Origin of the sequence: Streptomyces sp., assembly GCF_050698815.1 — a bacterium.
In the GTDB taxonomy this organism is placed as follows: Bacteria; Actinomycetota; Actinomycetes; order Streptomycetales; family Streptomycetaceae; genus Streptomyces.
This window is the reverse complement of the sequence record NZ_JBOHCV010000438.1, coordinates 1-1,552: the sequence shown is the minus strand read 5'-3', so window position 1 is coordinate 1,552 and position 1,552 is coordinate 1. Positions and strand designations below refer to the sequence as shown.

2 protein-coding genes are annotated in these 1,552 nt (G+C 74.2%); one reads left to right on the top strand and one right to left on the bottom strand.

Going from position 1 to position 1,552, the window contains the following annotated elements:
* Positions 1-198: alpha/beta fold hydrolase (locus tag ACRDP3_RS15935; RefSeq protein ID WP_431517610.1), on the bottom strand; the 198-nt coding region annotated here is incomplete at its 3' end.
* Between the two features lie 129 nt (positions 199-327).
* On the opposite strand from ACRDP3_RS15935, the gene ACRDP3_RS15930 reads away from it, so the two are divergent.
* A partial coding sequence (locus ACRDP3_RS15930) for an MFS transporter (RefSeq protein ID WP_431517609.1) occupies positions 328-1,552 on the top strand: 1,225 nt, incomplete at its 3' end.

The window sequence follows — 1,552 nt, the reverse complement described above, 5'->3', positions numbered from 1 at the left end:
GGATTCGCCGGTGCCGCGGGCGTCGGGGACGATCAGGCGCCGGTACGCGCTCAGTCCGCCGAGGTCGCCGATGTAGGCGGCGTCGCGCGCCGGGCCGCCGGCGAGGCAGACCAGGGGCGGCCGGTCGCCGTCGGTCGGATCGTCGCCGATGACGCGGTAGCTGAGCCGGGTTCCGTCGTACGAGCTGAAGTGGGGCATACCCATCAGCGTGCCCGAAGGAGAGGCGGCTCAGCGGGACCTGTCGCCTTCGGCTTAGGTCCAAAGGCCGAGGGGGTGGCCACCTCGGGACAGGGGTCATGGTGCGGCATGGCCCTTACATTGGTCCGTATGACCGCAGATCTGGACGGGGAGAGGGGCAGGAACGCGAACGGGGACGGGGACCGGGACAGGGACGGGAACGGGGGCGCCGCGAAGGGGGCGCTGGGAGCGCTGGGGGTGCTGCGGGAGGCGCCGGAGGGGCTCCCGCCGAACGCGCCGGCACCGAACGCCCGCCCGGACACCGTCCTGAGCCGTGGCTACCGCGCGCTGACCCTCGGCATCGTCTCCGTCGTCTTCCTCATCGCCTTCGAGGCGACCGCCGTCGGCACGGCGATGCCCGTCGCCGCCGACGAGCTCAACGGCGTGTCCCTATACGCGTACGCCTTCTCCGCTCTCTTCACCACCGCCCTCCTCGGCATGGTCGTCTCCGGTCAGTGGAGCGACCGGCGCGGGCCGCTCGCGCCGCTGGCCACCGGTATCGGGGCGTTCGCCGCGGGGCTCGTGCTGTCCGGCACGGCCGTCACCATGGGGATCTTCATCCTGGGCCGGGCGGCGCAGGGCATCGGGGGCGGACTGGTCATCGTCGCGCTGTACGTCACCGTCAGTCGCGCCTACCCGGAGCCGCTGCGGCCCCCAGTGATGGCGGCCTTCGCGGCGGCGTGGGTGGTGCCGGCGGTCGTCGGGCCGCTGATCGCAGGTTCGGTCACCCAACAGTTCGGCTGGCGCTGGGTGTTCCTCGGCATTCCGGTTCTGGTGGCGGTGCCGTTGGCGGTGATGCTGCCCGCGTTGCGGCGCGCCGCCTCGGGGCCGCTGCCCGGTGGCCGGGGAGGGCAGCCCGCGCCGGTGGACCGGCGGCGGCTGAGGTTCGCGGGGGTGCTGGCCGTGGGGGCGGGGCTGTTGCAGTACGCGGGGCAGGAGCTGAGCCTCTTGGCCGTCGTACCGGCGGTCGCCGGTGCCGGGCTGCTCGTACCGGCGGCGCTGCGGCTGCTGCCGTCCGGCACGTACCGGGCAGCGCGTGGACTGCCGGCGGTGGTGCTGCTGCGCGGCATGGCGGCGGGCGGGTTCGTGGTGGCGGAGAGCTTCGTACCGCTGATGCTCGTCAGCCAGCGCGGACTGTCCGTCACGATGGCAGGGCTGGCGCTGGCGGCCGGCGGGGCCACGTGGGCGCTCGGCTCCTACACGCAGTCACGGGCGCGGCTGGAACCGTACCGGGAGCGGCTGGCGCAGGGCGGGATGGTGCTGGTGACGGGCGGGATCGCGTACACGCCGGTGGTGCTGGTGGACGCGGTGCCCG